Consider the following 23646-nt stretch of genomic DNA (forward strand, 5'->3'; position numbering starts at 1 on the left):
AACGCTTCCAGCTTAGCTTCCGCACTAAGAGAATGGCCATCAATTAAAAATGAATTTGAACCATGCATAGTGAAAACATGAGCCCAATAACGAACATGTTTTGTTGGGACAGAATATTTTTCAGCGAGCTCTCGAGGAGTGGAGCCATCAAGATACTTTTTAGCTACTTTGAACTTTAACTCGCGACTGTATTTGGACATAAATAAAAGACCCCCAATAATTGGTTGTCCAACTATTGGGGGTCACTTCACAGAGCATGGGAACGAGGATTTTCTTAACTGATTGGTATTGCGCAAGATGCGGTCTTTTTTTTGCGCTTGATGATCAGAGAATGATATCGCGGATCTCGGGATCTTTACGCTCTAAATAGTGGATCGATTTAATACGACGAATGGTTCGGCAGCGCCCACGAACCAAAAGGGTCTCGGTGGTCGCGATATGACCTTTACGAGTGATACCTTCAAGTAGGTCACCTTTGGTGATACCCGTTGCTGAGAAGATAACATTATCGCTACGCGCCATATCTTCCATCTTCAGAACCACATTAGCCTCAACGCCCATTTCTTTGCAGCGCTCTAACTCACTTGCACCCCAAATGCGGTTATCTTCGGTATCGCCTTTAACTTGGTGACGCGGAAGTAAGCGGCCATGCATGTCACCGTCAAGAGCGCGAATTACCGCTGCAGAGACCACACCTTCTGGCGCGCCACCAATGCAATACATCACATCGACTTCGCTATCTGGCATACAGGTGAGAATTGAAGCCGCAACATCGCCATCTGGCACCGCAAAAACGCGAACGCCCATTTGCTGCATTTCAGCAATCACTGCGTCATGACGTGGTTTTGCCAGAGTTGTTACCACAAGGGTATCGAGTGTTTTACCCAAAGCCTGTGCAACGTTCTCTAGGTTTTCTTTCAGCGATTTATTGAGATCGATACAGCCTTTAGCTCCCGGACCAACAACCAACTTTTCCATGTACATATCAGGTGCTTTTAAGAAGCTACCTTTTTCACCGGCGGCAAGCACAGCTAAGGCATTCGATTGACCCATAGCCGTCATGCGGGTACCTTCGATTGGATCAACGGCAATGTCTATTTCATCACCGCCTAAGCCAACTTTTTCACCGATGAACAGCATAGGAGCATCGTCGATTTCCCCCTCACCAATAACAATTTCGCCTTGGATTTCTGTTTGATTCAGTAGTGTACGCATAACTTCTACGGCAGCACCGTCAGCGGCGTTTTTATCACCACGGCCAAGCCATTTATAACCTGCTAGTGCAGCACCTTCTGTGACTCGAGAAAAAGCCATTGCTAAATCACGTTTCATTTTCACTCCAACTCAGAACGATAGGGGATAATTTCGGCGGCATTCTAACATAATAGTAGGAAAACGTTTGCTAATTAGCCCAGCAGAGAGTTGTAGTGGATCAAAAGATAGTCAGATTTAGTACTTTCTGAGCCGAAAGTTAGCGCGAGGTAAAATTGCGCTGTTTTTTTAAGCGAATAGTGAAGAAGATCGAATATAGTGAGTGTTTCTCTGGGCCGTGCTGAGTAGAATGGGGCAATCAGTGACGTTTTGTCCATTTCAACCGAATCAATAAAGGGTAAGTACCATGTCTTTTGAAGTACTAGAACAACTAGAAGCAAAAATTCAAACCGCGGTTGACACAATCGCTCTACTGCAAATGGAAGTTGAAGAGCTTAAAGAAGAGAAACAAAAGCTTGTTGAAGAAGCCAATGAATTGAAAGCAAACCACCAAGCTTCAGAACAAAAAGTTCAACAAATCCAACAAGAGCACGACCAATGGCAAGAGCGCATCCGTAGCCTGCTTGGCAAAATGGATGACGTGGAATAAGCCTGCGCTTTTCACAAATAAAAAAACGCCGAGTCGGCGTTTTTTTATGTTTCGAATATCTAGCGAGAAAAGTTTTATACCGTCCTAGCTAAAAATATGCGTAGATTGAGCATCGGTGGAACAGCGAATGGGCGTCGAACGCAAACTCGTATTCATTCGTCCCTGAAGCTCCGCCAAGTCATTCATGACTCGGAGGGTTTGCTTATCGAAGCTCATTCACTGATCAGAAAATTTTCACAATAATGGTAGATAGGTGCTTAACGAGTAGGACGAACACCTAACGTATGACAAAGCGCGTAAGTCATTTCGGCACGATTTAACGTATAGAAATGGAAGTCTTTTACGCCTTCTCGTGACAGGACGCGAACCATATCGATTGCCTGACTGGCACCCACCAGCTGACGAGTTACGGGATCATCATCCAGACCTTCAAATTGTTTTGCCATCCAGCTTGGTACTTTCACATTGTTTTGTGCAGCAAAGCGAGATGCTTGAGCAAAGTTAGAGACTGGCAGAATACCCGGTACGATTTCGACATCAATACCTGCCACCACACAGCGGTCACGGAAACGCAGGTAGCTTTCCACATCGAAGAAGAACTGAGTAATAGCACGGTTCGCACCTGCATCTACTTTGCGTTTTAGGTTCAGCAGATCCGCTTGAGCACTTTTTGCTTCTGGGTGTACTTCTGGGAATGCCGCAACTGAGATATCAAAATCATGGCGAGATTTAAGTAACTCAACCAGATCCGATGCGTACATTTCTGGCTTGCCTCCGTCTGGAGGAATATCGCCACGTAGTGCAACAATGTTGTGAATGCCGTTTGCCCAATAATCATCGGCAATGTTGATCAGTTCTTCACGAGAAGCATCAATGCAAGTGAGGTGCGGCGCTGAAACCAGCCCGGTCTGATCTTTGATCGCTTTGATAATTGAGTGGGTACGGTCACGCTCACCAGAATTTGCGCCATAAGTGACAGAAACAAATTTAGGTTGAAGAGTTTTTAGACGGTGTACAGAGTTCCACAAGGTTTCTTCCATCTTTTCTGAACTTGGCGGAAAAAACTCAAAAGACACATTAATGTTAGATAGTTCAGAAATATTCTGGTTTAAAGCGTCAATATGGCCTGCGTGTGTGTATCCCATCTTCTCTCTCCTTGTCGCTCTCGCTACAAACGCTGATATTCATTTAAATTGACGTTTAGACGTCTATATGGCTACAGAATGTATTGAATACGTTTTAATGTCAACTCAAGTATTATGAATTTTTCTCATGTTGATCGTGAAGCCATTTCAACTAATTTAAAATCAAGATGGTGATTTTTCATATCAAAAGGCAGCTATTTCGAGTGTTGTTCTGGATAAAAGGTGTTTACTAGCAGTAAAACAATAAAACTCGCCGATTTCGGCGAGTTTTATCATGTTATAACGAGTTTATAATGCTATAAGAAGCTTGAAAGCAAGTTGAGGTCAGACTGGATTGCGCCTGCAGTCACTTCTCGACCTGCGCCCGGTCCACGAATGACCAGCGGGTTGTCTTTGTACCAGCGACTCTCGATGGCAAAGATGTTGTCACAGGGTAATAAGTTTGCCAATGGATGATCTTTTTCCAAAGCTTCAACGCCGACACTGGCTTTCCCGTCTTTCTCCAGACGAGCAACATAGCGCAGCACTTTATCTTGCTTCTGAGCTTTTGCCAGACGTTCTGCTAAGCGTTCATTGAGCAATTTGCTGTTATCAAGGAAATCATCCAACGAAATATCGCGCAGTTCTTTAGGAACCAAAGATTCTACCCGAATGTTTTGCGGTTCAACTTCCAAACCTGATTCACGAGCCAGAATAACCAATTTTCGCATCACATCGGAGCCGTCTAAATCGTTACGAGGATCGGGTTCGGTCAGACCTTGTTGCCACGCTAAATCCACTAGCTCGCTAAACGCAATTGAGCCATCATATTGCTGGAATAACCACGAGAGTGTGCCGGAGAAAATACCAGACAGCGCGGTAATTTCATCACCGCTTTCACGTAAATCTCGAACGGTGTGGTTGATAGGCAAGCCCGCACCCACGGTTGCGTTGTAAAGCCAGTGACGGCTGATCTTCGCAAACGCATCTTTGACTTGGTTGTAATAGTCGCTCGATGCAGAACCGGCAACTTTATTGGCAGAGATAAGGTGCATACCTTGCTCTGCGATATCCAAATATTGATTGGCCAGAATCTTACTCGCGGTGACATCCAGTACAATAGCATCATCGTAACCTTGCAGTTTGCCTAGCTTGTAGAGCCAACTGTTGCTTTCATTTGGGATCGCTTCATCATCATAACGGTTCAGAACGGTGTTAGGATCAATGCCCTGCGGATCGAACCAGTATGTCTGACTGTCTACCACCGCAACCAACTCAAAGTTCATTCCTCTGCGTTTTTCCAGTTCTTCTTTTTGTTCTGCAAACAGTCTTAGCCAGCTAGACCCAATATTGCCTTTACCGCATAGCGCGAGAGCAACGCGTTTCTGTGCCTGGAAAATTTGGTTGTGAACACCAATCACCAGTTTCTCAACCGATGTTTGGCGCAATACCGCCACTAAGCTAAGTTCTGATTCGGCTTCACAAACAAACTCAACCGGCGCATTTTTTAGCTGTTGGTAGAAGCCGTAGCTATGGTTGGCATTTTTAGTGACACCTGCGCCAACCGCGCCGACTAAGGTATAACCTTCTTTTAATTTGATGTCGGCTGCAGTGGCGATATCTTGCAGGTAAGCCAGAGCACCTGATGCTATTTCAGCCGTGTAAGCCAAGCGTAACTTGTGCTGGTCAACTTGCGCTTCAAATGCCAGAGGTTCAAGTTGTTCACGTCTCAGTTTCTCAAGAGTTTCGCGATAGATGCGTGCGAAATCATGCCCGTGACCAAATTCGAGTTCAATCAACAGCACTTCATCTAATGAGGTTATGATTTTTGCGCCTCGACCCGATGCCAAAACACGTTCTATTTTGGTTGAGCCTGATTCTGGTTGGTGGCTGCAGCGTAGCTGAAGTTCCATAACGCTTTGAGCCACAGGCTGTAGCGTACGGCTATGCAGTACGGGAGCTGCAAGACGAGCCAATTCGTTGGCTTCATCCAAACGCAGCAGTGGTAGTAGACATGCGTTCGCCACGATACGAGGGTCTGCACTATATACGCCAGCCACGTCACTCCAAATCGTTACGCGAACAACATCTGCTAAGGCACCGATGACCGTCGCTGAATAGTCAGAGCCATTGCGACCAAGCAAAACGGTATCACCTTGGTCATTTTGCGCCATAAAGCCGGTAATCACGATGCGGTGATGCGCGTGCTGAGCCAAAACTTTCTTCAGTAGCGGATAAGAGCGTGAGCGATCCACTTCTGGTTGCGTACCTGCTTCTGCGCGAAGAAATTCACGAGCGTCTTGAGAAACCGCAGGTAAGCTGTTTTGGTTAAGTAACGCCGCCAATAAACGTGCTGACCACATTTCACCATGACCAAGCACTGCGGCTTGTTGCGCTTTTGTCAGCGGTGCTGTCAGTTCTCCTAGACGGATAAATTCACCGTTAACTTGTGTTAACAAGTTGTCTGCAGCTTCACCTTGGAGTAAATCTTCAACCAACTTGCATTGATACTGACGCAACGATTGCAGTGTTTCGTGAGCTACACGTCCGTCTTTATTCAAGGCTTCTAAAAATGCGATTAAGCGGTTGGTGGTTTTACCCGCCGCTGAAACAACCACTAAATCTTCAGCTTGTGAGTATTCTTTAAGAATGTTCGCGACACGCAAATAACACTCTGGATCGGCTAAGCTACTGCCACCAAATTTATGTAGCTGGCGTAAAACCGTCATTAAAATTTCTCCTTAGCTTTGGTAAAGGCTTGTTCCAAATCTGCGATAAGATCCGATGCATCTTCTAAGCCAACCGATAAGCGTAGCAATAGTTGAGAGATGCCCGCTTCAGCAAGTGCCGCTTCCCCCATGGCACGGTGAGTCATACTCGCGGGATGACAAATCAAGCTTTCTACACCACCTAGAGATTCTGCGAGAGAGAATAGCTCCAATTCACCGACAAAATACTTTAGTTGCTCATAGCTGCCTGCAAACTCAAAACTCAGCATAGAACCAAATCCGAGTTGCTGTTTCTTGGCAATATCGTGCCCTGGATGTTCAGGCAGGCTAGGGTGATAAATAGTTTTGATCAGTGACTGTGATTTCAAATAGTGCAAAATTTGCAGCGAGCTTTCCTCATGCATACGCATACGTGCGCCAAGGGTGCGGATACCCCGTAGCGTCATATAGCTGTCAAAGGGGGTGCCCGTAGCGCCAATGCAGTTACCCCACCAAGCCAGCTCTTCAGCATGAGCTTTAGTTTTACTGATCACTACGCCGCCAATCACATCAGAGTGACCATTGATAAATTTGGTGGTTGAGTGGATAACGAAGTCAGCACCTAGTGTTAACGGCTTTTGGTAAACCGGAGTTAAGAAGGTGTTGTCGACCGCGACCAGAGCGCCGACTGCTTTTGCTTGTTGACAGACTTTTTCGATGTCAACCACGCGTACCAATGGGTTAGACGGAGTTTCTAATAGCACAAGTTTTGGCTTTTTCGCCAAAGCAGCGGCAAGTGCCTGCTTATTAGACTGGTCGACAAAAAGCACCTTGAAATCGCCTTTATTTGAACGAGTATTGAACAAACGGTAAGTGCCACCGTAGCAATCGTGTGGTGCGACGATGAAGTCGTTAGGGCCAAGTAACGTTGATGCAAGCAGGTTGAGCGCTGATGTGCCACAGTTTGTCACCACGGCACCTTCGCCGCTTTCTAATTCGTAGAGCGCCTTTTCTAATAAACTACGGTTTGGGTTACCGGAGCGGGTGTAGTCGTATTGAGGCACTTCACCAAACGCAGGGAAGCCGTAGTTAGTGGATAAATAAATGGGCGGAACAACAGCGTGGTATTGAGTATCTGATTCGATTCCGGTACGAACGGCGATAGTCGCTGGCTTGCGTTTGGTCATGAGTGTTTCCTTTCCTGAGACTCTTAAATAGACATCCAAATTCACAATAAGAATACATGTGTTCGTCTATATTGGGGAACTGCATCTTACTTTACTTCTCAATCTTAAGGACGTCAACACTTCTAGACGTCTATATGTCTTTGCTTATGGCAGTAAATCCCGCTAAAATCTAGCCTTTGCAATTATTACTCGAATTCAAACAATGAAGGTGCGCAATGGCAGACTGGAACGGTGAATATATAAGCCCCTATGCAGAGCATGGAAAAAAAAGTGAGCAAGTGAAAAAAATCACTGTATCAATCCCACTTAAGGTATTGAAAATACTCACAGATGAGCGTACTCGCCGCCAGATCAATAACTTGCGTCATGCCACCAACAGTGAGCTTTTGTGTGAGGCATTCTTGCATGCTTATACCGGTCAGCCACTGCCTACCGATGAAGATTTACGTAAAGACCGTCCGGACGATATTCCAGCAGAAGTGAAAGCGTTAATGACGGCAATGGGCATTGAATTCGAAGCTTATGATGATTAATCATCATTATTAGCGACTGAGTGATTAACGTTTGACTATGTTATCTGCTCGTTGCCAATGAGGATAATTAAGCCCCGTCAATAATAATGCGGGGCTTGATGTTTTTTTAATTATTCTGCCATGTAGTTTTCTGGCATCTCGATACGAGCAACACCAGAATCAATTGCCGCTTGAGCAACTGCTTTTGTTACACGTGGCAGTAAACGAGGATCCATCGGTTTTGGGATTATGTATTCTTTGCCGAAAGTCAGAGAGTCGACTCCCGCAGCTTTCAATACTTCTGCTGGTACTGGCTGTTTCGCTAACTCACGAATTGCCGTAACCGCCGCCAACTTCATTTCATCGTTAATCACTTTCGCACGCACATCTAACGCACCACGGAAAATGAACGGAAAGCAAAGTACGTTGTTCACTTGGTTTGGATAATCGCTACGACCTGTACCCATGATTAAATCATCACGCACAGCATGTGCCAGCGCCGGCTTGATTTCAGGATCTGGGTTGGAACAGGCAAATACCACAGGTTTATCGGCCATCAGTTTAAGCTCGTCGGCTGCTAGTAGGTTGGGGCCTGAAACGCCTAAGAACAAGTCGGCACCTTTGATCACATCTTCAAGCGTGCGTTTGTCGGTGTTGTTAGCAAATAACTGTTTGTATTCATTGATGTCATCACGACGAGTATGAATCACGCCTTTACGGTCAAGCATGTAGATTTTTTCGCGCATGGCACCGCACTTAATCAGTAGCTCCATACACGCGACGGCAGCAGCGCCAGCACCTAAACAAACGATAGTACATTCATTGAGCTTTTTGCCTTGCAGTTCAATTGCATTAAGCATACCTGCAGCGGTAACAATTGCGGTACCGTGTTGATCGTCATGGAATACTGGAACATCACAACGTTCAATCAGGCGACGTTCAATTTCAAAGCAGTCTGGTGCTTTAATATCTTCAAGGTTGATGCCACCAAAGGTATCGGCGATGTTGGCAACCGTATCAACAAACTCGTCGATGGTGCGGTGCTTAACTTGAATGTCGATAGAGTCTAGGTTGGCAAAGCGTTTGAATAACAGCGCCTTACCTTCCATTATTGGCTTAGAGGCCATAGGCCCAAGGTTACCTAAACCCAGGATGGCGGTACCGTTAGAAATGACCGCAACAGTATTGCCTTTTGCTGTGTATTTATAAACGTTATCTACATTTTGCGCGATCTCGCGAACCGGCTCTGCAACGCCGGGGCTGTATGCGAGTGCTAGATCTTTGGTTGAATCGGCTGGTTTGGTGAGAGCGACTGCGGTTTTTCCTGGAGTCGGTAGTGCGTGGTAGTCGAGGGCTTGCTGGCGGAAAGCTTCTTCCTCAGTAAGTTCATGGCGATCATTATTATTGGACATTAGCTGGGCCTTATTGTTTTTGTTAAGGCCATTTATTCTAAAGTATGTCAATGGATCTTCATAGTTTCGATAAATGAAAAGTATCGTTCCTATAACAGATAATGTGATAGCGATATTGCGATGAGCAAAGGTTAAAAACTAAAAAGGACGCGGTAGCGTCCTTTTTGGAATCTTTGCGTAAAGTAAAATTACTTCTTGCTAGATAGAGCGCCGAAACGCTTGTTGAAGCGATCAACACGACCACCAGTATCAACGATACGTTGCTTACCAGAGTAGAATGGGTGGCACTTGTCACATACGTCTAGGTGTAGTGAATCTTTATCTAGAGTAGAGTTGAAAACGAAAGAGTTGCCACAAGAGCAAGTCGCGTTTACTGCTTTGTATTCTGGGTGGATACCAGTTTTCATGGGATAACCTCAAATTAGGCCGTGTCGCCATCCGATTCTTTGCCGGACACCACACGTAAATTAATAAATAATTGCTGACACTTGAAGAGCGTTGTTACAAGCGTCTCATCAAGGCGCGATATAATAATGAATCCAGAGTCACTGATCAACCGCTTTCGCTGTTATTTTCACCACTTTAGTTGCTCGAATTTCAGGTCATCATCCAGTAGACTGTATTTTCTTTGATTTTTGCTCTCTCAAAACCATTATGCGCCCAACGATAGCTCGTGTTGCACTACCTGTGCCACTAGATAAACAGTTTGATTACCTGATACCTAGCCATCTTTTCCCAATAGTTGGCGGAAGGGTATCGGTGCCATTTGGCCGTCAAACACTGGTTGGGATTGTGACAGAATTTGCACAACAATCAGAGTTTCCTCTCGAACAGTTAAAATCAATCAAAGAAGTCTTAGATTCTCAACCGGTTTGGCCGGATAAACTGTACACACTGCTGAAATGGTGCAGTCAGTTCTATCAATTTCCGCTTGGCGATACGCTTGCTAACGCGATGCCGAGTGCGCTACGCAAAGGTAAACTGGCAGATTTCGCCAGTTGCAAAGAGTGGCAAATGACGCCCAGTGGTCGCGACCAAATGATGCAAGGTTTAGGACGCGCTTTTAAGCAAGCTCAGGTGATGAACCTTCTCGCTTCTGGGGCTGTTTCTCATTCCTCATTGTTAGAAGAAGAGGTCAGTACATCGACCCTAAAAACCTTACAAGAAAAGGGATGGATTGAAGTCAGTGAACAGAAACCGCAATTCAAAGCTTGGCCAAAGCAGATTGAAGCGGCTGTTGAAAAGCCGAAACTAAATCAAGAGCAAGCCATTGCGATTGCTTCTGTCAACAGCAGCAAAGGTTTCGGTTGTTATTTGTTGGAAGGGGTAACTGGCTCAGGTAAAACAGAGGTTTACCTCAACCTAATTAAGCCGGTATTAGAGCAAGGCAAGCAAGCGCTGGTGCTGGTCCCTGAAATTGGTTTAACGCCACAGACCATCAACCGTTTTAAAAAGCGTTTCAATGTGCCTGTGGAAGTGGTTCACTCTGGGCTCAATGATACTGAGCGCTTGAATGCATGGTTATCCGCGCGTGATAAGGTCGCTGGTATTGTCATAGGTACGCGCTCAGCACTGTTAACGCCGTTTGCCGATCTCGGCATTATCATTGTCGACGAAGAGCATGACAGTTCGTATAAGCAACAAGATAGCCTGCGCTATCATGCCCGTGATGTGGCGGTGATGAGAGCTAATCAAGAGCAGATTTCGATTGTGTTAGGTTCGGCGACACCAGCGTTGGAAACGCTACACAATGCGTTAAGCGGCAAATATCATCATCTACAACTGACAGAGCGCGCAGGTGTTGCTGTACCTACTCGTAACCGCGTTCTGGATGTCAAAGGCTTGTATCTGGAAAGTGGTTTATCCGCGCCTTTGATTGCTGACATGCGGCGTCATCTGAGCGAAGGCAATCAAGTATTATTGTTTCTCAACCGTCGTGGTTTTTCACCGGCATTAATGTGTCACGAGTGTGGATGGATCGCTGATTGCCAACGCTGCGATGCTTATTACACCTTTCATCAATACAGCAATGAGATGCGCTGCCACCATTGTGGTTCTCAGCGCCCTGTTATCCATCAGTGTCAGAGTTGTGGCTCTACACAATTGGTGACCGTCGGGGTAGGGACAGAGCAGCTCGAAAAGCAACTGGCAGAGCTATTTCCTAAATACAAAACGATTCGTATTGACCGGGACAGTACTCGCCGCAAGGGCAGTTTAGAATCAGCATTACAGTCGATTCGCAAAGGTGAATATCAAATTCTCATCGGTACGCAAATGTTGGCAAAAGGGCATCATTTCCCGGACGTTACTTTGGTTGCACTGCTGGATGTGGATGGCTCGCTTTACAGCAGTGATTTCAGAGCTTCTGAACGTTTAGCGCAGTTGTTCATTCAGGTGGCGGGCCGAGCTGGCCGAGCCAGTAAACCGGGCGAAGTGATCTTGCAAACTCATCATCCAGAGCACAGTTTGCTGCAAGATCTGCTGCAGCGAGATTATCACCACTTTGCCTTAACGGCTTTGGCGGAGCGTAAATTGGCAATGTTACCACCTTACACCTATTTGACGTTGTTCCGGGCGGAAGCGAACCAGTCGCAAATGGTGGAAGATTTTCTCCGTCAGGTTCGCTATACATTGGAAGCGCATCCGCTGTTTGCGCAGCATTGTATGGTTTTAGGTCCTACACCGGCACCATTGGCGAAACGTGCCGGGAAATATCGTTGGCAACTTCTTTTACAGGCAGAAGCTCGTTCTGTGATGCAAAAAATATTGATGAGCGCTAAACCCGCAATTTCAATGCTGCCATTAGCGAATAAAGTCCGCTGGTCATTAGACATTGAACCTCAGGATTTAAGTTAATTCTGTGGTTTTGCTCGGCTTTCAATACACAAGCGAAATACGTTGTACCATATAAAGATCCTCTAACGTGATAACTGTCACGCTTATCGTGCAAATTTTGTTAATTTGACCGTAACATTCTGCTTAGAAATGAATAGACTAACGGTAGAATTTTCTCAGTGAAGCGTTTTTCTTTTAGGAAGGCATTTTTTTCACTGGAAGGCTAGGTGTGTATTACACGATTTTATGCGCCATTTACATAATTAAAAAGGTGTTTAAGCGAAGTTTGTTTATGCACGATAAAGGAATAAGAAAAGAGGGCTATTTAACATGGCGACAATGAAGGATGTTGCTCAACTTGCTGGCGTATCGACCGCGACGGTGTCGCGAGCATTGATGAATCCTGAAAAAGTATCATCTTCAACGCGTAAACGCGTCGAAGATGCGGTTTTAGAAGCGGGTTATTCACCGAATTCTCTTGCGAGAAATCTGCGTCGAAATGAGTCCAAAACGATAGTGACAATTGTTCCGGATATTTGTGACCCTTATTTCACGGAAATTATTCGTGGTATTGAAGATGCGGCAATAGAACATGGATATCTTGTTTTGCTGGGTGACAGTAGTCAGCAGAAGAAACGAGAGAGTTCATTCGTTAATTTAGTCTTTACTAAACAAGCCGATGGCATGTTGTTGTTAGGTTCTGACTTACCTTTTGATGTGAGTAAACCGGAACAGAAAAATCTTCCGCCCATGGTGATGGCTTGTGAGTTCGCGCCAGAGCTTGAGCTACCGACGGTTCATATCGATAATTTAACTTCTGCATTTGCAGCGGTAAACTATCTGACGCAATTAGGGCACAAACGTGTCGCTCAAATTTCAGGCCCAGAAAACTCAACACTTTGCCAATTCCGCCATCAGGGTTATCAGCAAGCTTTGCGTAGAGCTGGGATAACGATGAATCCGGATTACACAACTTATGGTGATTTTACCTTTGAGTCGGGTGTGAAGGCGGTACATCAATTGCTTTCGTTACCCGATGCGCCAAGCGCGATTTTTTGTCATAACGATACGATGGCGATTGGTGCAATGCAGGAGGCGAAACGTTTAGGTTTGCGTGTTCCTCGTGATCTTTCTGTGGTTGGATTCGATGATATCCAATTCTCACAATATTGCGATCCTCCATTGACCACTATTTCTCAGCCTCGCTATGAAATTGGTCGTCAGGCCATGCTGATGATGCTTGAGCTTCTGCGTGGTCATGATGTACAAGCGGGTTCTCGTTTATTGGAAACAAGCTTAGTCGTTCGAGACAGCGCGGCTCCACCTCGTTCTCGCTAAGCTAGCACGTTCTCGTTAAAAAGCCTTGTTGTTGCGAAAAAGATAGCGATCAATGGCAGTACATTAAACAGTGCTGCCATGATTACTCTGTTATCTCAGCTTAAACTGCTTTAACATGTGGGCAGATTCTATCACTATTGAAAATTTCCAGTGGCTAATAAAGATTATGTAAGACGCGGTCGTAGTCAGAAAAAGCCGGCCCCGAAAAAAACAACTGCTCGTCGTAAACCTTGGCGTAGTGGACTTATTGCACTCGTGTTAGTTGGACTGCTAGGCTATGGATTGTATACCTTAAGTAATGATCCCGAGCCGTCGAAACCTGTTGTGGTTAAACCCGCTGCAAAACCGACTAAGCCAAAACAAACCGAGACAATTCCACCTCCGCCAACAGAGAAGTGGGACTATGTGGACACTCTGCCAAAACGCGAAATTGAAGTGATACCGAAAGAGCAAGAAGTCTCAGATATCCCATATATCATGCAGTGCGGTGCATACAAAACCATGCAGCAAGCAGAAGCGCGCAAGTTGGATATCGCCTTCCAGGGTATTAACAGCAAGATTCGCAAGAAAGAAGACAGCAGTTGGTTCCGAGTTGTTTTAGGTCCTTACAAATTTAAACGCGATGCCGAGCGTGATAAGCACAAGTTGCAGCGTGCTAAAATCGAGCCTTGCGCGATTTGGAAAGAACAGCAGTAATACCAAGCACATTAATTTCCCGATCAAGTAGACATTGAGTACCGATAAGCAAACCCTCCGAGCCATGGATGGCTCGGAGGAGCCCCAAGGATGGGTTTATGCGTGTTTGCGTTCGGTACTCATTGTCTAATACTGAACAGATTAATAGTGAAATTGGTATAAATTCTTTCACTGAAAATTGCCCGCTAAAAATAGGATGACGCCCAGTTAGTTAACGACAAAAGTTAGCAATGATCTGGGCGTTTTGCTTGCTCTCTCCCTTGATTTTTTTTCCTCTTATCCTCATATAACTTGCATCTCCATCGTGAAAATAATTAAGAGGCCCTCTCGTGACTACCATCGTATCTGTACGTCGTAACAATAAAGTTGTCATCGCAGGTGACGGGCAAGTATCGCTCGGCAATACAGTAATGAAAGGCAACGCGAAGAAAGTTCGTCGTTTGTACAACAACAAAGTATTAGCTGGTTTTGCAGGCGGTACCGCGGACGCATTTACGCTATTTGAACGTTTTGAAAGCAAGTTGCAAATGCATCAAGGTCATTTAACCAAAGCGGCCGTTGAGCTGGCAAAAGATTGGCGTAGTGACCGAGCATTGCGCCGCTTAGAAGCCATTTTGGCCGTCGCAGATGAAACAGCATCATTGATTATCACGGGTAACGGTGACGTCGTGCAGCCAGAGCATGATTTGATTGCGATTGGTTCTGGTGGCAATTTCGCCCAGGCAGCGGCGATTGCGCTGATTGAAAATACCGATTTAGACGCACGTTCCATTGCAGAAAAAGCATTAAACATTGCTGGCGACATTTGTGTCTTCACCAACCATCACCACACCATTGAAGAGCTGGAAATTCCGCAAGCGCTTATCGCTAAAGACCAAGCATAAAACAGTGTGATTAGAATTTAAGGAATTCATTATGTCTGAAATGACTCCTCGTGAAATTGTTCATGAACTTAACCGCCATATTATCGGTCAAGATAAAGCTAAGCGCGCTGTAGCGATCGCTCTTCGTAATCGCTGGCGTCGTATGCAGCTTGAAGAGAGCCTGCGCGTAGAAGTGACACCGAAAAACATTTTAATGATTGGCCCTACGGGTGTCGGTAAAACAGAGATTGCTCGTCGTCTAGCCAAACTTGCCAATGCGCCTTTCATCAAAGTAGAAGCCACTAAATTCACCGAAGTGGGTTACGTAGGCAAAGAAGTTGAAACGATTATCCGTGATCTGACTGATGTCGCGGTTAAGCTGACGCATCAGCAAGCGACTGAAAAAGTCAAATTCCGCGCTGAAGAGCTGGCAGAAGAGCGTATTTTGGATGCCCTTCTTCCACCGGCTCGAGATGCTTGGGGTAAGGCGGAGCAAAATGAAGAGAACTCGAATACTCGTCAGGTTTTCCGTAAGAAATTACGTGAAGGTAAGTTAGATGACAAAGAAATTGAATTAGACGTTGCGGTGCCGCAAATGGGCGTTGAAATTATGGCGCCTCCCGGTATGGAAGAGATGACCAATCAGCTTCAAGGTATGTTCCAAAATCTGGCGGGTAATACTAAGAAAAAACGTAAGCTCAAAATCAAAGATGCCTTTAAAGTGTTAACCGAAGAAGAAGCGTCAAAGCTGGTTAATCAAGACGAACTGAAAGAGCAAGCGATCTACAGTGTTGAAAACAACGGCATCGTGTTTATCGATGAAATCGATAAGATCTGTAAGCGTGGTGAAGTGTCCGGTCCGGATGTTTCTCGTGAAGGTGTTCAGCGTGACTTACTGCCTCTTATCGAAGGTAGCACAGTTTCAACTAAACACGGTATGGTTCGTACCGATCACATCCTGTTCATTGCATCAGGTGCATTCCAAGTGGCAAAACCGTCGGATCTGATCCCAGAGCTGCAAGGTCGCCTGCCAATTCGCGTTGAACTTGAAGCGCTGTCTAGTAATGACTTCAAACGCATTCTGACCGAGCCGAAAGCTTCATTAACCGAGCAGTATATGGCGTTGATGAAAACAGAAGAGGTCAACGTTGAATTCACTGATGATGGTATCGAGCAAATCGCAGAAGCAGCATGGCAAGTGAATGAAACCACGGAGAACATCGGTGCTCGTCGATTACACACTGTGATGGAGCGTCTGATGGATGAAATTTCATTTGATGCAACAGATAAAGCAGGCTCATCACTGGTTATTAATGCCGATTATGTGAAGAGCAAACTCGGTGAGTTAGTTGCCGACGAAGATCTAAGCCGCTTTATTCTATAAGCGATAATACTCAAAGCCCGCTAATTCAGCGGGCTTTTACCTCCCTTCAAGACGATCAAGCCCGCTGACACCGTGTATGCTTTCGGTATATACTGACCACATTGTTGAACAACCTAGCATTATCATGAATAACTCTCTGCAAATATGGTTTGATGCTGCGCGACCGAAAACTCTCCCTCTCGCATTAGTGTCGATTTTTACCGGAAGCGCTTTAGCTTTTTCATCTGGGCATTTTTCTTTGCCGATCGCCTTTTTAGCGCTGCTAACCGCCACTTTATTGCAGATCCTCTCTAACTTAGCCAATGACTATGGCGATGCGGTGAAAGGTACCGATAATGAAAAACGCATCGGACCTATGCGTGCCATTCAGTCTGGTGCGGTCAGTTTGAGTGACATGAAAACAGCCATTGTGATTAATATCTTAATGACGATTGCCTCTGGGTTGATGCTGGTTCTCTATGCTCTGGATAGTTTGCAAAGTATTCTCGCCTTCATCGGATTAGGTGTATTGGCTATGGTGGCAGCGATTGCCTATACCGTTGGCAACAAACCTTATGGCTATTTTGGATTAGGCGATTTATCGGTGTTCCTATTTTTTGGCTTGTTAGGTGTGTCAGGGACTTATTTTCTTCACACAGGAAGCATAGACTGGAGCCTGTTTTTACCGTCATTAGGCTGTGGCTTGATGGCTGTAGCGGTGCTTAACGTCAACAACATGCGAGATATCGAAAATGATGCGGAGTGTGGCAAGCGCACGGTGCCTGTGCGTTTAGGGCCAATAAAAGCGAAGAAGTATCACTTCATGCTTTTGTCCGGTGCGGTGATAGCGTTTGCTGCGTATCTCATTATGCAGGACAAGTCACTGTGGATCAGTTTACCTTTCTTGTTGAGCCTGATCTTAGTTTCTAAACACGGTCGCGCGGTATGGCAAACGGATCAACCAGAGCAAATAGCACCGATGCTACCCGTGGTCGTCAAGTGCTCATTGATCACTAACTTATTGTTTGTCGGCGTGGTTATCGCTCAAACTCTGACAAGTTAATTTGCGCTGTATCATTGCATTGGCTTAATCACCCGATATACTCGTTGAAAGACTTTTCGTAAAGAGAATAAGGCTATGGAATACAACACCTCTGCACTATGTGACATTTACCTCGATCAAGTTGACGTGGTAGAACCTATGTTTAGTAACTTTGGTGGTCGCGCCTCTTTTGCCGGTCAAATCACGACAGTGAAGTGTTTTGAAGACAATGGGCTTATTCGTGAAACGCTAGAACAAGACGGCGTTGGACGAGTGCTGCTTATTGACGGTGGTGGTTCACTGCGCCGTGCATTGATTGATGCTGAATTAGCGGCTCTTGCGGAAGAAAATGAGTGGGAAGGCATCGTTGTGTACGGTTGTGTTCGTGAAGTGGACGAACTGGAAGACATGAGTATCGGTATTCAAGCGATGGCTGCAATTCCTGTGGGTGCTAACAGACAAGGTATTGGTGAAGTCGATGTACCGGTGAACTTTGGTGGTGTCACTTTCCTTCCAGAAGATTACTTATATGCAGACAACACAGGCGTAATCTTGTCTCAAGAGCCGTTGAATGTGGATCTTGAAACGGAAGAAGATATTCTTGAAGAAGATGATATTTTGTAATCTTCAACGATAAAAAGATCAGAGCCGATGCCCATGCATCGGCTTTGTGGTTTTAAGCTTCAACACAATGGGTTTTTCTTAGCCACAATGGGTTTTTCTTAGCCAAAGCGCGTAGAGATAGCCCAGTAATCCCCCCGCAACGTTTCCCGCAGCAATGCCAATAAATAGCCCTTCAATGCCATAAATTTGAGAGCCTATCCAAGCCACAGGCAAAGTGAATACGAATAGACGCATGAAACTCCACTGGAAAGCCTTAATCGGTAAGTGAAGCGCATTCAACGCGGAAATAAGCATCATCACCACCCCTTGAAATCCGTAACTGAACGGCACGACAAGTAAGTAGTGCCACAATAAGTCCTGTACCGCGGCTTCTTGGGAAAACAGCTTTGAAAGAGGAATGCTTAAAGGCACCATCATGACGAAAATCATCAGTTGGAATAACAGTGAAAAGCGCAGGCTGATAAATAATCCGGCAAAGCTACGGCTGGGATTATTGGCACCGAGGTTCTGTGCCATAAAAGGGGTTAACGATGAAGTCAGAGACATCAATACCAGAATTAAAATTGACTCGATACGTTGCGCAGCGCCATAAGCAGCGACAGCCGCCGTACCATGGTTTGAAAGCATCATCATGAGCAGTGCGCCCGATAGTGGGTTCATTGCCGTTGAGAGCGCCGCAGGAGTCCCAATTTTCAGGATCTGGTTCCAGTCGTGGCGCAAGCTTGGTAAGTGAGGCATTGCGAGCAGCTTTACTCGCTTAATCAGCACATAGAATGACCCGATTACCGCACCAAGCCAAGAGAGCGCACTGGCAATCGCCGCTCCCTGAATACCGAGTTCTGGAAACGGTCCATAACCAAAAATAAGTAGCGGATCTAACACTCCGTTAATCACGCCAGCCAGCATCATAATTTTGGCTGGTGTTTTGGTATCCCCCGTTGCTCGAATGACGCTATTACCTGTCATAGGAACCACCAGTAGCGGGATAGTGAGATACCACACTTGCATGTATTGCTCTATCAAAGGAATAAGATTTGGTTTTGCGCCGAGCAACAGGAAAAGAGGCTCTATGGTGAAATAACCAATCGCAGAGGCGGCGATCACTAACACAACGGCGAGCAGAATACCGTGGCTGGAAAATTGTGCCGCATTGTGCGCCGCCCCCTGACCCAGTAACCGACCAATATTGGTCGATAGACCAATACCTATCCCCATGGTGATACAGTTGACGACGAAAGTGACCGGAAAGGTATAGCTGATCGCGGCCAGTGCTTCGGTACCGAGCAAGGAAATAAAAAAGGTATCAACTAAGTTGAACATCAAAATAGCGATTAAGCCGAACATCATCGGAATCGTCATTTGACGTAATACCGTAGCAATGGGGGCGGACAGCAGACCGTGTTTATCGTGCATAGAGGCTGTGTTTATAGAGCATAAAGATAATAGGTTGGCGATAAAGTAGCTAGAATACTCGATCTTTGCCTATTGGACTAGCCAAGTCGGGGTGGACGTTTGATACCATTCTGGAAAACTTTCTGATCAGTGAATGGGCGTCGATAAGCAAACCCTCCGAGCCATGGATGGCTCGGCGGAGCCCCATGGAAGGCCGCTCTTATAAAAAATAAGGCGTGTTTGTGTTCGATGCTCATTCGCTGGACCACCTATGTTCTATCTGATCATATTTTTACCTAGGATGGTATGAGGGATATGAAAAAGGCCAGCAATGCTGACCTTCGATATTCGAGTAAGCTTTAAATTAAGCTTTTGCTTTTGCTGCTGCTTTAGCAATAGCTGCGAAGCTCTTCGCATCTAGAGATGCGCCACCCACTAGAGCACCATCGATGTCTGGTTGAGAGAAGTATGCTTCAGCGTTTTCAGGTTTAACAGAACCACCGTATTGGATGATGACTTGTTCTGCTACTGCTGCATCTTTTGCTGCGATAAGTGCGCGGATAGAGGCGTGGATGCGTTGTGCATCTTCTGCCGTTGCTGCTTTACCAGTACCGATAGCCCAGATTGGTTCGTAAGCGATGATTGCACCGTTTAGCGCTTCTACGCCGTAAGCATCAATAACAGCATTGATTTGACGAGCACAGACTGCTTCAGTTTCGCCTGCTTCGTTTTGTGCTTCAGATTCACCGATACAGAAAACAGGTTTTAGACCATTCTCTTTTAGGAACGCGAATTTCTTAGCGACGAACTCGTCAGACTCTTTGTGGTAGTCACGGCGTTCTGAGTGACCAATGATAATATGAGTAGCACCGAAATCTTTCAGCATCGCTGGAGACATATCACCAGTGAAAGCACCGCTGTTGTTCAGGTCAGTGTTTTGTGCGCCAAGGATGATTTTGTTGCCACCTTCAGCGATTAGACGCTCAGCTAGATCGATGTAAAGCGCTGGTGGAGCAACTGCTACGTCAACACCCGTTACACCTTCAAGTTCAACATTAAGGCCATTTAGCAGCTCAGTTACCATTGTTTTGCTGCCATTCAGTTTCCAGTTACCCATTACGACAGGACGACGCATAGAAAGATCTCCAATATCTAAAAAATGAAAGTTTATAAAAATATAAACGAAATGTGATTGCGACAGAATATAGCAGATAAAATTTAGCAAATCATGACTCGTGTCATGACTTTCTTGGATCTTGAGTACTGCTTAGACCTGATTCGTCGTGATCCCGCTGACATATTCGACGGTAGCGACTCGGTTTTTTGCCGCTAGCTTGTTATTACTGAGTAGTCATTATAGAAAAGGAAGTCAATATGCCCAATTTAGTACTGGAATACTCCAATTCGGTTGAAGAGCGCATTAATGTTCAAGGACTGCTCGAAGATTTACATCAAGTCGCAGTAAACAACGGGCTTTTTGAAGCCAGCTCAGTAAAATCTCGCACCTTAAGATGTCACCATTGGTTGATTGGCGATGTCGCAGATAGTGAAGACTTCATTCATCTTCAATTTGAGTTGCTTGAAGGAAGAACGGCTGCGCAAAAACGAGAATTGTCGCAACAACTGATGGATGTGCTGGTATCTCAAGCTAGCCATGTCTACAGTTTGACGGTAGATATGCGTGATATGGATAAAGAGTGCTTTATGAAGATCATTCGCAATTAAGTTAAACAGTCATGAACGGGTCACATTGATGCCAATAACCACTTTACTTTTTTCCTTCCAAGGCCGAATAAGACGCCAGACGTATTGGATTTGGAACTGTTGCTACTATGTCATGATCCTTGGCTTTGTTGTCGGTGTGAATCGGCTTTTTCCGGGATTGGCTTCGTTGATTTTGCCGGTTTTCTTACTGTTGATATTGATTCCGGATTTAGCGATCACGGCGAAGCGCTGGCACGACAGAGACAAAAATAGCTGGCGGTTACTGCTGAATATTCCGTTAGTGATTGGCCGTATGAGTGTCCCCGTCGGGACAGATGCGATGGTGACGAGCGAACCTCTGTTTTACGAAACGATTATTTCAGCCGCAGCTTTGATTTGTGGTTGCTGGATTTTGATTGAGTGCGGTTTTATGACAGGTACTCACGGTGATAACCGTTTTGGCAAAGAGCCAGTCTAATACTTTAGCTACCGCCACTCTTCATTGTTATGACGAAAAGGAATCACAACGGCTTGGTGTTGTGGCGTTACATCCCCTTCTAATGCATCGCGAAACTTCGCCATCTGGACGGTCATTTCTCTCATCAAGGTAACATTAATGTGGTAAGGATTTTTGCATCGGCTAACGACCAAGTCGATATGACTTTGTTGCGCTCTTAACCTCTGCTGCATATTGAGTGATGCAGATGAAATCATCTCTTCACACATTTGGCGTTTGAATTGACGGAAAGCTTCGGGGTTCTGTTTTGCCAACGCTACCAGTTCGTCAAATGGAGGAAGCTCTTGATGAAAAGGTTGTGTCTGGGGTTGGGACATAAAAGGCTCCTCTATTCCTTCCCGATCCATTTGCAGCGAAAGCAATGAAAGGGGTGAGCAAATTAGTGATGAAAAGATCAACACTATAAGCTTAAGCGAGGATTATTCATGTGGTGCGGGGAAAATTCTGATTCTCGAATTTAAGACAGTTTTATTCGTGACGAAAAATCATTAGCGCTTGGTGATGAAGTAGGTACAGCGCCGCTCGTCTTGAATGATGTGCTCTTGGCGGTCAATGGTATAGTCATTCCCCAATAAGTTTTGGAACACATTGAGTTCAGACTGACACAAGTTGGGGCAACGGGCGGCCGCTTTGCAGATAGGACAATGGTTTTCAATTAAGGTAAAACCTTGCTCGGTTTTTTCGAGCTCTGCCATGTAACCTTCTCGCTCACGCAGTTTGACCAATTGATACAATTTCTCTTCGACGTCAGAAAAGTTGGCTAACGCTTTTTGATAGGTCGATAGCGTCTGTGCTTCTCTCTCGGCGGCGACTTTCGCCAGCCCCTCTTTACCGAAAAGATGTTCCACGGCGTCCATCACCTGAATCGTCAGTTCGCTGTGCTTATCAGTAAATTGGTCATGCCCTTGTTTGGTTAAAGACCAATGGCGTGTCGGACGACCAACTTTGACTTTGACATCATGAAAGGAAAGGATTCCGTCTTGCTCTAAACTTTGTAAATGTTGACGAGCTCCCATCGTGGTAATGGACAGGTCATCAGCTAGCTGTTTTGCAGTAACGGCACCTTCACGTTTGATGGTGTGTAAAATCCTATCAATTGTTTTCATATCTTATAAATACCTTGTTTCCCTCCCACGATCTTGCTTTATTATGAATTCAGTTCTTAATAAAGCAAATTATTTACTATGCCCTTCGAGCTATAACGGTTGTTATCCACATCAGGGAACACTTCTGGGTTGAATCGTTAATTTGGTCACATTTTTTTGTTATTTACCCCTTGGGATATCAAAGAGTGTCCCCCACATATCATTCACAAGCTGTTTGGGTCTGGTGGCCCATTAACCAATCAGCATTTATTAACTAAATGGAAATCTAATCAGGAGAGACGACCGATGAATATTCGTCCATTACATGACCGAGTTATCGTTGAACGCCAAGAAGTTGAATCTAAGTCTGCTGGTGGCATTGTTCTTACTGGTTCGGCTGCGGAAAAATCAACACGTGGCAAAGTGCTTGCTGTTGGTAAAGGTCGCATTCTAGAAAACGGTACAGTTCTTCCACTGGACGTAAAAGTTGGCGATTCTGTGATTTTTGCTGAAAGCTACGGCACTAAATCAGAAAAGATCGATGGCAAAGAAGTTCTCATTTTGTCTGAAAGCGACATTCTAGCAATCGTTGAGTAATTGCTCTGAGCTCTTATGTTCTGCAAAGAACTAAAAGTTCGCTCTATCATTTATCAATAAACGAATTCTTAAGAGGAAATACAACATGGCTGCTAAAGACGTAAAGTTTGGCAATGACGCACGTGTAAAAATGCTGGAAGGTGTCAACATTCTAGCTGACGCGGTAAAAGTAACTCTTGGCCCTAAAGGTCGTAACGTCGTGCTAGACAAATCTTTCGGTGCACCAACTATCACTAAAGATGGTGTCTCTGTTGCTCGTGAAATTGAATTGGAAGACAAATTCCAAAACATGGGCGCACAAATGGTTAAAGAAGTTGCATCTCAAGCAAACGATGCAGCGGGTGACGGTACAACAACCGCAACGGTACTGGCACAATCTATCGTAAACGAAGGTCTTAAAGCGGTCGCTGCGGGTATGAACCCAATGGATCTTAAGCGCGGTATCGATAAAGCAGTAGTGGCAGCGGTTGAGCAACTTAAAGCGCTATCAGTACCATGTGCAGATACAAAAGCAATTGCACAAGTTGGTACTATCTCTGCTAACTCAGATTCAAGCGTGGGTAACATCATTGCTGAAGCAATGGAAAAAGTAGGCCGTGATTCAGGCGTAATCACAGTTGAAGAAGGTCAATCGTTAGAAAACGAACTAGACGTAGTTGAAGGTATGCAGTTTGACCGTGGTTATCTGTCTCCTTACTTCATCAACAACGCTGAAAAAGGCGCAGTAGAGCTAGACAACCCATTCATTCTACTTGTAGACAAAAAAGTATCTAACATTCGTGAGTT

Annotated in this window: 23 protein-coding genes and 1 pseudogene; 13 read left to right on the plus strand and 11 right to left on the minus strand. The window is 45.3% G+C overall.

What is annotated here, in order from left to right:
* Positions 1-200: pseudogene (locus ACK5MF_RS18025) on the minus strand (helix-turn-helix domain-containing protein); the annotation flags it as partial.
* A gap of 124 nt (positions 201-324) precedes the next feature.
* Positions 325-1332 (minus strand): class II fructose-bisphosphatase, encoded by a 1008-nt coding sequence (gene glpX / locus ACK5MF_RS18030; protein ID WP_416923910.1) that lies wholly within the window; start codon positions 1330-1332, stop codon positions 325-327.
* A 286-nt stretch (positions 1333-1618) separates the two neighbouring features.
* On the opposite strand from glpX, the gene zapB reads away from it, so the two are divergent.
* Positions 1619-1861, plus strand: coding sequence for a cell division protein ZapB (gene zapB, locus ACK5MF_RS18035; protein ID WP_416923911.1), 243 nt, complete (start codon positions 1619-1621; stop codon positions 1859-1861).
* 257 nt (positions 1862-2118) lie between these two features.
* Here the strand turns inward: zapB and metF are convergent, their stop codons facing one another.
* The 3 genes from metF to ACK5MF_RS18050 form a co-directional block, all read right to left on the minus strand.
* On the minus strand, positions 2119-3006 hold the full coding sequence (gene metF, locus ACK5MF_RS18040; RefSeq protein ID WP_416923912.1) for a methylenetetrahydrofolate reductase: 888 nt from the start codon (positions 3004-3006) through the stop codon (positions 2119-2121).
* 296 nt (positions 3007-3302) lie between these two features.
* The gene (locus ACK5MF_RS18045) at positions 3303-5714 is read right to left on the minus strand and encodes a bifunctional aspartate kinase/homoserine dehydrogenase II (protein WP_416923913.1); all 2412 of its coding nucleotides are present in this window, start codon (positions 5712-5714) and stop codon (positions 3303-3305) included.
* Positions 5714-6880: an O-succinylhomoserine (thiol)-lyase gene (locus ACK5MF_RS18050; protein ID WP_416923914.1), complete on the minus strand. Its 1167-nt coding sequence runs from the start codon at positions 6878-6880 to the stop codon at positions 5714-5716. Before ACK5MF_RS18050 ends, ACK5MF_RS18045 begins: the two co-directional genes overlap by 1 nt.
* Before the next feature lie 215 nt (positions 6881-7095).
* Between ACK5MF_RS18050 and metJ the strand changes: the two genes are divergently transcribed.
* Positions 7096-7413 carry a met regulon transcriptional regulator MetJ gene (metJ, locus tag ACK5MF_RS18055; protein WP_416923915.1) on the plus strand — a complete coding sequence of 106 codons (318 nt, stop codon included), beginning with the start codon at positions 7096-7098 and terminating at the stop codon, positions 7411-7413.
* Positions 7414-7523: 110 nt separating this feature from the next.
* Here the strand turns inward: metJ and ACK5MF_RS18060 are convergent, their stop codons facing one another.
* Both ACK5MF_RS18060 and rpmE read right to left on the minus strand, forming a co-directional pair.
* Positions 7524-8804 (minus strand): malic enzyme-like NAD(P)-binding protein, encoded by a 1281-nt coding sequence (locus tag ACK5MF_RS18060; protein ID WP_416923916.1) that lies wholly within the window; start codon positions 8802-8804, stop codon positions 7524-7526.
* A gap of 188 nt (positions 8805-8992) precedes the next feature.
* Positions 8993-9211: a 50S ribosomal protein L31 gene (gene rpmE, locus ACK5MF_RS18065; protein ID WP_416923917.1), complete on the minus strand. Its 219-nt coding sequence runs from the start codon at positions 9209-9211 to the stop codon at positions 8993-8995.
* Between the two features lie 247 nt (positions 9212-9458).
* Here rpmE and priA point away from each other — a divergent pair, with 247 nt between their 5' ends.
* From priA to rraA, 7 genes are all read left to right on the plus strand, one after another.
* On the plus strand, positions 9459-11660 hold the full coding sequence (gene priA / locus ACK5MF_RS18070; protein WP_416923918.1) for a primosomal protein N': 2202 nt from the start codon (positions 9459-9461) through the stop codon (positions 11658-11660).
* Between the two features lie 309 nt (positions 11661-11969).
* Positions 11970-12977: a DNA-binding transcriptional regulator CytR gene (gene cytR, locus ACK5MF_RS18075; protein ID WP_416923919.1), complete on the plus strand. Its 1008-nt coding sequence runs from the start codon at positions 11970-11972 to the stop codon at positions 12975-12977.
* A gap of 150 nt (positions 12978-13127) precedes the next feature.
* Entirely contained in the window at positions 13128-13673 is a 546-nt protein-coding gene (locus tag ACK5MF_RS18080) for an SPOR domain-containing protein (protein ID WP_416923920.1), read from the plus strand.
* A gap of 329 nt (positions 13674-14002) precedes the next feature.
* Positions 14003-14557 carry an ATP-dependent protease subunit HslV gene (gene hslV / locus ACK5MF_RS18085; RefSeq protein ID WP_416923921.1) on the plus strand — a complete coding sequence of 185 codons (555 nt, stop codon included), beginning with the start codon at positions 14003-14005 and terminating at the stop codon, positions 14555-14557.
* Positions 14558-14588: 31 nt separating this feature from the next.
* A complete protein-coding gene (gene hslU, locus ACK5MF_RS18090; protein WP_416923922.1) occupies positions 14589-15920 on the plus strand; it encodes an HslU--HslV peptidase ATPase subunit in 1332 nt (443 codons plus the stop codon).
* Between the two features lie 124 nt (positions 15921-16044).
* On the plus strand, positions 16045-16962 hold the full coding sequence (locus ACK5MF_RS18095; protein ID WP_416923931.1) for a 1,4-dihydroxy-2-naphthoate polyprenyltransferase: 918 nt from the start codon (positions 16045-16047) through the stop codon (positions 16960-16962).
* A gap of 75 nt (positions 16963-17037) precedes the next feature.
* Positions 17038-17565 (plus strand): ribonuclease E activity regulator RraA, encoded by a 528-nt coding sequence (gene rraA, locus ACK5MF_RS18100; RefSeq protein ID WP_416923923.1) that lies wholly within the window; start codon positions 17038-17040, stop codon positions 17563-17565.
* Positions 17566-17643: 78 nt separating this feature from the next.
* Here rraA and ACK5MF_RS18105 read toward each other — a convergent pair whose 3' ends face one another.
* Positions 17644-18978 (minus strand): MATE family efflux transporter, encoded by a 1335-nt coding sequence (locus ACK5MF_RS18105; RefSeq protein ID WP_416923924.1) that lies wholly within the window; start codon positions 18976-18978, stop codon positions 17644-17646.
* A gap of 343 nt (positions 18979-19321) precedes the next feature.
* On the minus strand, positions 19322-20092 hold the full coding sequence (gene tpiA / locus ACK5MF_RS18110) for a triose-phosphate isomerase (RefSeq protein ID WP_416923925.1): 771 nt from the start codon (positions 20090-20092) through the stop codon (positions 19322-19324).
* 239 nt (positions 20093-20331) lie between these two features.
* Between tpiA and ACK5MF_RS18115 the strand changes: the two genes are divergently transcribed.
* Positions 20332-20682 carry a 5-carboxymethyl-2-hydroxymuconate Delta-isomerase gene (locus ACK5MF_RS18115; protein WP_416923926.1) on the plus strand — a complete coding sequence of 117 codons (351 nt, stop codon included), beginning with the start codon at positions 20332-20334 and terminating at the stop codon, positions 20680-20682.
* 28 nt (positions 20683-20710) lie between these two features.
* Positions 20711-21139: a DUF805 domain-containing protein gene (locus ACK5MF_RS18120; protein WP_416923927.1), complete on the plus strand. Its 429-nt coding sequence runs from the start codon at positions 20711-20713 to the stop codon at positions 21137-21139.
* 8 nt (positions 21140-21147) lie between these two features.
* Here the strand turns inward: ACK5MF_RS18120 and ACK5MF_RS18125 are convergent, their stop codons facing one another.
* Positions 21148-21495: a DUF3135 domain-containing protein gene (locus ACK5MF_RS18125; RefSeq protein ID WP_416923928.1), complete on the minus strand. Its 348-nt coding sequence runs from the start codon at positions 21493-21495 to the stop codon at positions 21148-21150.
* Between the two features lie 171 nt (positions 21496-21666).
* On the minus strand, positions 21667-22284 hold the full coding sequence (locus ACK5MF_RS18130) for a helix-turn-helix transcriptional regulator (protein ID WP_416923929.1): 618 nt from the start codon (positions 22282-22284) through the stop codon (positions 21667-21669).
* 285 nt (positions 22285-22569) lie between these two features.
* Here ACK5MF_RS18130 and ACK5MF_RS18135 point away from each other — a divergent pair, with 285 nt between their 5' ends.
* Both ACK5MF_RS18135 and groEL read left to right on the plus strand, forming a co-directional pair.
* Positions 22570-22860 (plus strand): co-chaperone GroES, encoded by a 291-nt coding sequence (locus tag ACK5MF_RS18135; RefSeq protein WP_042485006.1) that lies wholly within the window; start codon positions 22570-22572, stop codon positions 22858-22860.
* An 85-nt stretch (positions 22861-22945) separates the two neighbouring features.
* Positions 22946-23646, plus strand: a 701-nt coding sequence (groEL, locus tag ACK5MF_RS18140) for a chaperonin GroEL (protein WP_416923930.1), incomplete at its 3' end; no start/stop codon positions are given.

This window comes from Vibrio sp., from assembly GCF_047973365.1.
In the GTDB taxonomy this organism is placed as follows: Bacteria; Pseudomonadota; Gammaproteobacteria; order Enterobacterales; family Vibrionaceae; genus Vibrio.

Bases quoted from the DNA above. Each gene is read 5' to 3' on its own strand.
- ACK5MF_RS18060 (WP_416923916.1), bottom strand. From the start codon at position 8,804: ATGTCCAATAATAATGATCGCCATGAACTTACTGAGGAAGAAGCTTTC.
- ACK5MF_RS18095 (WP_416923931.1), top strand. From the start codon at position 16,045: ATGAATAACTCTCTGCAAATATGGTTTGATGCTGCGCGACCGAAAACT.
- ACK5MF_RS18125 (WP_416923928.1), bottom strand. From the start codon at position 21,495: ATGTCCCAACCCCAGACACAACCTTTTCATCAAGAGCTTCCTCCATTT.
- metF (WP_416923912.1), bottom strand. From the start codon at position 3,006: ATGGGATACACACACGCAGGCCATATTGACGCTTTAAACCAGAATATT.
- ACK5MF_RS18105 (WP_416923924.1), bottom strand. From the start codon at position 18,978: ATGCACGATAAACACGGTCTGCTGTCCGCCCCCATTGCTACGGTATTA.
- tpiA (WP_416923925.1), bottom strand. From the start codon at position 20,092: ATGCGTCGTCCTGTCGTAATGGGTAACTGGAAACTGAATGGCAGCAAA.
- ACK5MF_RS18120 (WP_416923927.1), top strand. From the start codon at position 20,711: ATGCCAATAACCACTTTACTTTTTTCCTTCCAAGGCCGAATAAGACGC.
- metJ (WP_416923915.1), top strand. From the start codon at position 7,096: ATGGCAGACTGGAACGGTGAATATATAAGCCCCTATGCAGAGCATGGA.
- cytR (WP_416923919.1), top strand. From the start codon at position 11,970: ATGGCGACAATGAAGGATGTTGCTCAACTTGCTGGCGTATCGACCGCG.
- glpX (WP_416923910.1), bottom strand. From the start codon at position 1,332: ATGAAACGTGATTTAGCAATGGCTTTTTCTCGAGTCACAGAAGGTGCT.
- ACK5MF_RS18050 (WP_416923914.1), bottom strand. From the start codon at position 6,880: ATGACCAAACGCAAGCCAGCGACTATCGCCGTTCGTACCGGAATCGAA.
- zapB (WP_416923911.1), top strand. From the start codon at position 1,619: ATGTCTTTTGAAGTACTAGAACAACTAGAAGCAAAAATTCAAACCGCG.
- priA (WP_416923918.1), top strand. From the start codon at position 9,459: ATGCGCCCAACGATAGCTCGTGTTGCACTACCTGTGCCACTAGATAAA.
- rpmE (WP_416923917.1), bottom strand. From the start codon at position 9,211: ATGAAAACTGGTATCCACCCAGAATACAAAGCAGTAAACGCGACTTGC.
- rraA (WP_416923923.1), top strand. From the start codon at position 17,038: ATGGAATACAACACCTCTGCACTATGTGACATTTACCTCGATCAAGTT.
- hslU (WP_416923922.1), top strand. From the start codon at position 14,589: ATGTCTGAAATGACTCCTCGTGAAATTGTTCATGAACTTAACCGCCAT.
- ACK5MF_RS18045 (WP_416923913.1), bottom strand. From the start codon at position 5,714: ATGACGGTTTTACGCCAGCTACATAAATTTGGTGGCAGTAGCTTAGCC.
- ACK5MF_RS18135 (WP_042485006.1), top strand. From the start codon at position 22,570: ATGAATATTCGTCCATTACATGACCGAGTTATCGTTGAACGCCAAGAA.
- ACK5MF_RS18130 (WP_416923929.1), bottom strand. From the start codon at position 22,284: ATGAAAACAATTGATAGGATTTTACACACCATCAAACGTGAAGGTGCC.
- ACK5MF_RS18115 (WP_416923926.1), top strand. From the start codon at position 20,332: ATGCCCAATTTAGTACTGGAATACTCCAATTCGGTTGAAGAGCGCATT.